This is a genomic window from Flavobacterium sp., from assembly GCF_028712645.1.
Classification (GTDB): Bacteria; Bacteroidota; Bacteroidia; order Flavobacteriales; family Flavobacteriaceae; genus Flavobacterium.
In genome coordinates, this window is record NZ_JAQTPQ010000159.1 from 1 (window position 1) to 8,094 (window position 8,094).

6 protein-coding genes are annotated in these 8,094 nt (G+C 33.7%); 5 read left to right on the forward strand and 1 reads right to left on the reverse strand.

Annotated features, from left to right (window positions below; translation table 11 throughout):
• Positions 1–245 precede the first annotated feature (245 nt).
• The 5 genes from PHC28_RS12275 to PHC28_RS12295 all read left to right on the forward strand — a co-directional run bounded on the left by PHC28_RS12275 (position 246) and on the right by PHC28_RS12295 (position 7,846).
• Positions 246–1,886 carry a cellulase family glycosylhydrolase gene (locus tag PHC28_RS12275; protein ID WP_300100795.1) on the forward strand — a complete coding sequence of 547 codons (1,641 nt, stop codon included), beginning with the start codon at positions 246–248 and terminating at the stop codon, positions 1,884–1,886.
• A gap of 238 nt (positions 1,887–2,124) precedes the next feature.
• Positions 2,125–4,089: a sialate O-acetylesterase gene (locus tag PHC28_RS12280; RefSeq protein ID WP_300100800.1), complete on the forward strand. Its 1,965-nt coding sequence runs from the start codon at positions 2,125–2,127 to the stop codon at positions 4,087–4,089.
• A 9-nt stretch (positions 4,090–4,098) separates the two neighbouring features.
• Entirely contained in the window at positions 4,099–5,898 is a 1,800-nt protein-coding gene (locus PHC28_RS12285) for a glycoside hydrolase family 2 protein (protein WP_300100806.1), read from the forward strand.
• A 30-nt stretch (positions 5,899–5,928) separates the two neighbouring features.
• Positions 5,929–6,591: a GDSL-type esterase/lipase family protein gene (locus PHC28_RS12290; RefSeq protein WP_300100811.1), complete on the forward strand. Its 663-nt coding sequence runs from the start codon at positions 5,929–5,931 to the stop codon at positions 6,589–6,591.
• An 88-nt stretch (positions 6,592–6,679) separates the two neighbouring features.
• Entirely contained in the window at positions 6,680–7,846 is a 1,167-nt protein-coding gene (locus PHC28_RS12295; RefSeq protein WP_300100817.1) for a dipeptidase, read from the forward strand.
• 43 nt (positions 7,847–7,889) lie between these two features.
• Here the strand turns inward: PHC28_RS12295 and PHC28_RS12300 are convergent.
• The coding region (locus tag PHC28_RS12300) for a hypothetical protein (protein WP_300100823.1) at positions 7,890–8,094 on the reverse strand (205 nt) is incomplete at its 5' end.

An 8,094-nucleotide genomic window follows, 5' to 3' on the forward strand; every position in this document is an offset into this window, starting at 1 on the left:
AAGAGGTTTTTGAAATTCCTATGATTTATATAATATTATCATTGTAAAATTAATTTAGATTTTTAAGAACCCAACTATCCTAAAGACACGGGATATATACGTGGTGATTTTTGTGGTTAGTAATTCTAATACAGCCTGTGATTTTATAGTTACAGGCTGTTTTAGTAAATCATATTTAAAAAAAATAGTTTTAAATATGTAGATTTGGTTATCAATAAGTTATTAAAAATAATATTAGAAATTAAATGAAAACATTCAGTACTTTTATTTTAGTTGTAGTTATTAGTTGCTCCATCTACTCGCAATCAAAAAAGGAAAATGGCTTAACTTTCTTGCATACTTCCGGTCAGGATATGGTTAATCAATCTGGAGAAAAAGTATATTTAAAAGGTGTCGGACTTGGAAACTGGCTTTTGCCCGAAGGATATATGTGGAAATTCGGAGGTCTCGGTGACCGTCCTCGGAAAATAGAAAAAGTGGTTGAAGATTTAATTGGAAAAGAAAAAGCAAATCATTTTTGGAAAATATATAGACAAAACTATATCACGGAGTCCGATATTCAACGAATTGCTGAGTTGGGATTCAATTCAGTAAGACCAGCTTTAAATTCAAGATTGTTTTTGACCGAAGGGGAAAATTCTGTTTATCTTGAAGAGGGATTTCAATTGATTGATTCCCTAGTTTCTTGGTGCAAAAAACACAAAATTTATGTTATTATTGATATGCACGGAGCACCAGGCGGACAAACAGGCGCCAATATTGATGATAGTGCAAACGATATACCAGAACTTTTTACCGATAAAAAATATGAAGAACAACTCGTAAATCTTTGGGTTAAAATTGCTGAAAGATACAAAGATGAACCTGTTATTGCTGCCTATGATTTATTAAATGAACCATTGCCAATAGGAACTGGAGCTGCCGATAAATACAAACATTTACTGATTCCGGTTTATAAACATATAACTTCGGAAATACGGAAAGTGGATCAAAAACATATGATTACTTTGGAAGGTTTTAATTGGGCAAATGATTGGTCGCTTTTTGATAAGCCATTTGATTCAAACGTTTTTTACCAATTTCATTATTATTGTTGGGCAAGACCTGATAATTTAAATGATATAAATGGATATTTAATCAAAAGAAAGGAATTGAACACTCCAATTTGGGTTGGTGAAACCGGTGAAAAAGGGAATGCCATCTATTGGGCAACTACACAATATTTCGATGCAAATAACATTGGTTTTTCGTTTTGGCCTTGGAAAAAAATGGATACCAAAAACACACCTTACTCTATCAAGAAACCAGATAATTGGGACTTGATTTCTGAATATACTAAGGAAGGTTCAAAACCTGACAGTGTGGTTGCTGAAAAGGCATTTAACGACTTGCTCGAAAACATAAAAATAGCCAACTGCGACTATTTTGAAGATGTTTGCAATGCAATTAACACAAGAATTCCAGGAAAAATTGAAGCTGAAAATTATGGATTCGAAGGATATAATCGTTCCTATTTTGTGTTGGACACGCTCAACAAATCTAAATTTTATAGAACAAATGAACCTGTACAAATAAAATTGGACAGCACAGATAAAGATCAGTTTTGGTCAGAACAATCCATTGAACTTCAAAAATCTGAATGGGTGGTTTATAATTTTAAATGTTTGGACAATAAGAAACATCTATTAACAATTAGAGCATCAGTCAATGATTTACCTGCTTATTTGGAAATTTGGATTAACAATAAAAAAGTAAATTTAACGGTAACTAACAAAGATTTTAGCGAATTAACGATTGGTGTTTTTAAATTGAAAAAAGGAGAAAATAAAATTAAAATCCAAGTTAAATCTAATGGGTTGAAACTAGATTGGTTTAAATTTAATTAGGAGGAATTAGATTAAAAACATATTAGAGTTATTAAAATAATATGACTGTCCGTTATGCAAACCAAAAAGATTATCATACTTTTTAAACCATTAAGAAATTAAGAAAATTAAGTTTTAGCCTTAATGAACCTTAATTTCTTAATGGTTTTAAGAGAAAAACAACTTTATTTTTTTATAAACTAACAAAATTTCGGATTGGTATTAGTAACGGATAGTCAAATAAAATAAATTAAAAAAAATGAAAAAACAGTATTTATTTCTATTGGTTATTCTCATCAGTAGTATTTCAATTAATGCACAGGTTTTTGTTGCAAAAATTTTCGCCGATAATATGGTTTTGCAAAGAAATACTCAAATTCCCGTTTGGGGTTGGGCAAAACCTAACGAAAAAATAGAAGTCCGTTTTGACAAGCAAATCAAAAAAACTAAAGCCGACAAAAACGGTAAATGGATGATTCGTTTAGATAATGAAGCTGCTGGCGGGCCTTATAATTTGACTATAAAAGCGAGTAACACCATCGAAATTGAAAATGTTTTGGTTGGTGAAGTTTGGCTTTGCAGCGGACAATCTAATATGGAAATGCCCGTAGGAAGACCCAAAGGATGGGGCATAAGCAATTATGCTGAAGTTTCAGCGGTCGCAAATTATCCGTTGATACGTCAAATAAAAATTATTCACGCCACAAACTCTTTGCCTGAATCTGACGTTAAAACTTTGGGCTGGCAAGTATGCGACCCATCTACAGTGGGGGATTTTACAGCGCTTGGCTATTTTTTTGCAAAAATTATTCACGAAAAATTAAAAATACCAGTTGGAATCATCGACTGCAATTGGGGTGGAACCAATATTGAAACTTGGATTAGCCGTGAAGGATTTGAAAGCAGCGATGAGTTTAAGGAAATGATTGCAGGAATGCCAAAAGTCAGTTTGGATTCTATTGTTAAATTAAAAACAAAAGGGTTTGACAAGAGAATAGAAGCAATACAAGGTGGAAAAATAAATGCTGCAGCAGCAAGTAATTTTAAGGAATCGGGATTTAATGATTCAAAATGGCCAGAACTCAACCAGCCAGAGATTTGGGAAAAACAAAGTTTAGGCGAATTTGACGGCGTAGTTTGGCTTCGAAAATCTATCACGTTATCAGCCGATGACAGCAAAAAAGAAGCGATTTTAGAACTTTCGACAGTTGACGACGATGATGTAACATATATCAATGGGGTAAAAGTTGGAAGTAGGATTGGCTGGAATTTAGAAAGAAAATATACAATTCCTGTCGGAATTTTAAAAGAAGGAACCAACGTAATTGCTGTAAGAGTGACTGACAACGGCGGAGGTGGTGGAATTTATGGAAATGCAGCGAATTTAAAACTGACTATAGGAACTACTATAATTCCGTTAAGTGGAAAATGGAAATTTCAAGTAGAATCCATCAAAAAAACAACCAACGAAAATTCATTTCCTTCGCTATGTTATAATGCAATGATAAATCCATTGATTCCATTCGCATTCCAAGGGGTTTTATGGTATCAAGGCGAATCGAATGCGCCAAGAGCCTATCAATATCGAACCGCTTTTCCGTTATTGATAAACGACTGGAGACAAAAATGGAACAAAAAATTCCCTTTCTATTTTGTGCAATTGGCAACTTATAAAACAACCGGAAACAGCAATGAAGGTTGCGATTGGGCAGAACTTCAAGAAGCTCAAACTCTAACTTTGAAAGTTCCAAATACGGGGATGGCAGTTACAACCGACATTGGAAATCCTAACGATATTCATCCAACAAATAAGTTGGATGTAGGAAAAAGATTGGCAGCTTTGGCATTGAATAACACTTATACTATTCCAATGGTTTGCAGTGGTCCGATGTATAAATCAATGGAAATTAGTGGTAGTGAAATCATCATTTCTTTCAATGATATTGGCAGCGGCTTATTTACGCCAGACAAATATGGTTACATTAAAGGCTTTGAAATTGCAGGCGAAGACCAAGTTTTTCATTATGCCAAAGCCTTCATCAAAGACAATAAAGTCGTAGTTTCAAGCGAAGAAGTTTCAAGTCCAATTTCAGTTCATTTCAGCTGGATTGGTGATGCCTCGGAAAGCAATTTATTTAATAAAGAAGGATTTCCTGCTGTTCCTTTTAGAACCGATGAATGGAAAACCATTACAAAAGACGTGAAATATAAAATTGCCAATTAAATAAAAGCTATGACTAAATTTATCAAACACATTTTCCTCCTTTTTCCTCTTTTTGGGTTTTCCCAAGAACTGATAACCAATGTTCCCAATAGAACAATAATTTCATTAAACGGCGAGTGGAACTATATCGTGGATTCGTATGAAACGGGTTATTACAGTTTTCATCACGATGCTTTCGACCAACAAAAAGGGTTGCAAAAATCAGCTTATTACAGCAATTATCACGCTCAAAACAAACAGGAATTAGTAGAATATGATTTTGACAAATCGCCAACAATGACTATTCCCAGCGATTGGAATTCACAAAAAGAAAACCTCTTTTATTATGAAGGAACTTTATGGTTGAAGAAATCTTTTGACTACGATGTGAAAGAAAACAAACGGCTTTTTGTTTATTTTGGAGCGGTCAATTATAAAGCTGAGGTATATCTCAACGGTGTAAAACTGGGTGTTCACGAAGGTGGTTTCACTCCATTTAATTTTGAAGTTTCCTCTATTATCAAAGCAAAAGATAATTTTTTGGTGGTAAAAGTGGATGATACACGCCGCAAGGAAGCTGTGCCTACCACTAACACGGACTGGTTTAATTATGGTGGAATCACACGTGATGTTTTGTTAATTGAAGAACCAAAATCATTTGTACAAGACTATTTTATCCAACTTAAAAAAGGAGACAAAAACACGATTTCAGGATATGTAAAAATTAATAATTACGATAAAAACACTGAATTTGTAAGCATCAAAATACCAGAATTGAAAATCAATTATAAAGGGAAAATTGATGTCGATGGCAAAATAAACTTTGAAATTGCCAACAAAAAAATTCAATATTGGTTACCTGAAACCCCCAAATTATACGATGTTTCTATAGAATATAATGGTCAAATCCTCAAAGACAACATCGGTTTTAGAACCATAGAAACCCAAAATGCAAAGATTCTATTGAACGGAAAGCCCATTTTTCTGCGTGGTATTTCCATTCACGAAGAAAACGACAAAGGAGGAAGAGCTAATTCTGAAGCTGATGCTGTTCGGTTATTGACTTGGGCGAAAGAATTGGGTTGTAATTATGTTCGATTGGCACATTATCCACACAATGAAAATATGGTGCGATTGGCTGATAAAATTGGTTTGATGGTTTGGGAGGAAATTCCCGTGTATTGGACTGTTGATTTTACCAGTTTGGACACCTATAAAAATGCCGAAAATCAATTGGTCGAAATGATAACTCGAGACAAAAACAGATGCTCTACGATTATTTGGTCTATGGCAAATGAAACGCCAGTTTCGGATGCTCGAAATACTTTTATAGGTAATTTGGCAGCCAAAGCAAGATCGATGGACAATGCCCGATTGATAAGTGCAGCTTTGCTTACCAAAAGTGATAAACTAAATAGTTTTGTTGACGACGCTATTGCCGAAAAACTTGATATTGTTGCTTTCAACGAATATTTGGGTTGGTACGGTGGCAATCTGGAAGATGCCGAAAAAATTCAATGGACCTCAAAATATAACAAGCCAGTCGTGGTTTCAGAATTCGGAGGAGGTGCAAAACAAGGTTTACACGGAGGAAAAGACGAACGTTGGACAGAAGAATTTCAAGAATATTTGTACATTCAAAACTTGAAAATGATTGATAAAATCCCAAATATTAGCGGAATGAGTCCTTGGATTTTAGTTGATTTTCGTTCCCCAAGAAGATTGCTTCCAGAAATTCAGGATGGTTACAATAGAAAAGGATTGATTTCGAATGAGGGAAACAAAAAGAAAGCATTTTTCGTATTAAAAGATTTTTATGAGAAAAAATAATAATACATTCACACATAAATTATTATCAAAATGAACTTTAAAATTAAAATACTGTTTTTGCTATTATTGTTTTCATTCGTTGGATGCAAAGTAAAAGAAAAACCTTATTGGGATGACATTCAGAAATTCAAGACAATTGACCAGCAAAACATTCCAAGGCAGCAGGAAATCTTGTTCATTGGAAGTTCGTCTTTTACAAAATGGCAAGATGTGCAAGAATATTTTCCTGATCATCCGATAATAAATAGAGCTTTTGGAGGTTCCACCTTGTTGAATTTAATCCAATACAAAAACGATATTCTAAATCCCTATCATCCGAAACAGATTGTGATTTATTGTGGCGAAAATGACATTGCCAATGATGATAAAGTCACGGGAGAAATTGTTTACAATAGGTTTCGAAAGCTTTTTAAAATAATAAAACAAAAATATCCAGATGTTTTTGTTGCTTATGTTTCTATGAAACCAAGCCCTTCACGTTGGCATTTGAGAGAAAAAATGATAGATGGCAATAACCGAATCGAAACGTTTTTAAAGATGGAGAAAAATACTGTTTTTATCAGTATCTGGGATAAAATGTTGGATGAAAGTAGGAAGCCAATAGGTGAAATTTTTGTAAAAGACAGCTTGCATATGAATTCAAAAGGCTACGAAATTTGGAAAAAAGAGATCGCTCCAAATCTTAAATTTTAGATACCTAGAAATGAATATAACAATATTTGGAGTGATTAATTGGATGCGAAAGTAATGTAAAAGGAAATTAGGTAATAAAAATAATATTATGAAACAGTTTAAAAAGATTTTAAAAATTGTGTTTGGGCTAATTATAATTATCCTTTTTGTTGCTTTTATTTATGGTCCAAAATACATTGACCAGTCTAAAAATAAAGTTACTTTAGTTACTTATTTTTCTAATAATTCGACTCTTGATTCTATTCCTTTTATTGCTGATTTACATTGTGATGCCTTGTTATGGGACAGAAATTTTATAGAAAAACATAGTTATGGCCACGTAGATTTGCCACGAATGCAACAGGCAAATATGGCTTTTCAGGTGTTTACTATTGTAAGCAAAGTGCCTAAAGGAATCAACATCGAAAAAAACGATGCTAACGCCAGCGACCAAGTCGCATTGCTAAATATTTTGCAATTGAATCCATCTTCCACTTGGTTTTCTATAAAAAACAGGGCTTTACATCAGTGCGAATCACTTCATGATTTTGCCACTAAATCTGATGGACGATTCAGGGTGATTACCAATAAAAAAGAATTGCAGCAGTTTATTATTGACCGGAAAAAGAATCCTAAACTTACTTCTGGAATGTTGGGAATCGAAGGAGCTCATTGCTTGGAAAATGATTTGAGTAATCTTGATGAGTTTTATAAAGAAGGGGTGAGATATATTGGATTGGCACATTTTTTTGACAACGAATGGGCAGGTTCTGCACACGGAATGGTAAAAGGAGGGTTGACTCCAAAAGGAATTCAGTTAATCAAAAAAATGGATAGTCTTCATATCACAATCGACTTAGCACATTCCTCACAGCAAACCATAGACGATATTTTTAAATATCATAACGGACCAGTTTTAGTTTCACATACGGGAATAAAAGGAGTTTGTGATAACCAACGTAATCTTTCGGATAAACATTTATTAGAAATTGGAAAACGGAATGGTTTGGTAGGAATCGGTTTGTGGGAAACTGCCGTTTGTGGCAAAGATGCCGCTGCAACAGCAAGATCTATCAAATATGTTGCAGACAAGATAGGCGTTGATAAAGTGGCACTTGGTTCTGATTGGGATGGAGCTACTGAAACTCATTTTGCTGTAACTGGATTGCCACTTATGGTGGAAGCGTTGAAAAAAGAAGGCTTCTCAAAAACGGATATTGATAAAATTATGGGCGGTAATGTCAGAGATTTCTTTTTGAGAAATTTGCCTGATTAAAGTTTTTTGTTGAAAGAATTAAATTGAAAATTGTCACTTTTATTTAAGAAGATTTATTATTGAGGAACGTTCTAATTACATTGTACAATAGATCCGTATTCCAGTCATTCATATAACTATAACCACGATTGATGTTTATTGTATTACTCTTGGAGAAAATAGTGAAATAAGTATGGTAATCTTTGGCGTCTAAATCATTCCATAAAATTAATTTTTCCTCTTCGGAAGCAAACCCACTAACTTTAATT

Excerpts from the sequence above, each read along its gene's own strand:
- PHC28_RS12275 (WP_300100795.1), top strand. The coding sequence starts at position 246 with ATGAAAACATTCAGTACTTTTATTTTAGTTGTAGTTATTAGTTGCTCC.
- PHC28_RS12280 (WP_300100800.1), top strand. The coding sequence starts at position 2,125 with ATGAAAAAACAGTATTTATTTCTATTGGTTATTCTCATCAGTAGTATT.
- PHC28_RS12285 (WP_300100806.1), top strand. The coding sequence starts at position 4,099 with ATGACTAAATTTATCAAACACATTTTCCTCCTTTTTCCTCTTTTTGGG.
- PHC28_RS12290 (WP_300100811.1), top strand. The coding sequence starts at position 5,929 with ATGAACTTTAAAATTAAAATACTGTTTTTGCTATTATTGTTTTCATTC.
- PHC28_RS12295 (WP_300100817.1), top strand. The coding sequence starts at position 6,680 with ATGAAACAGTTTAAAAAGATTTTAAAAATTGTGTTTGGGCTAATTATA.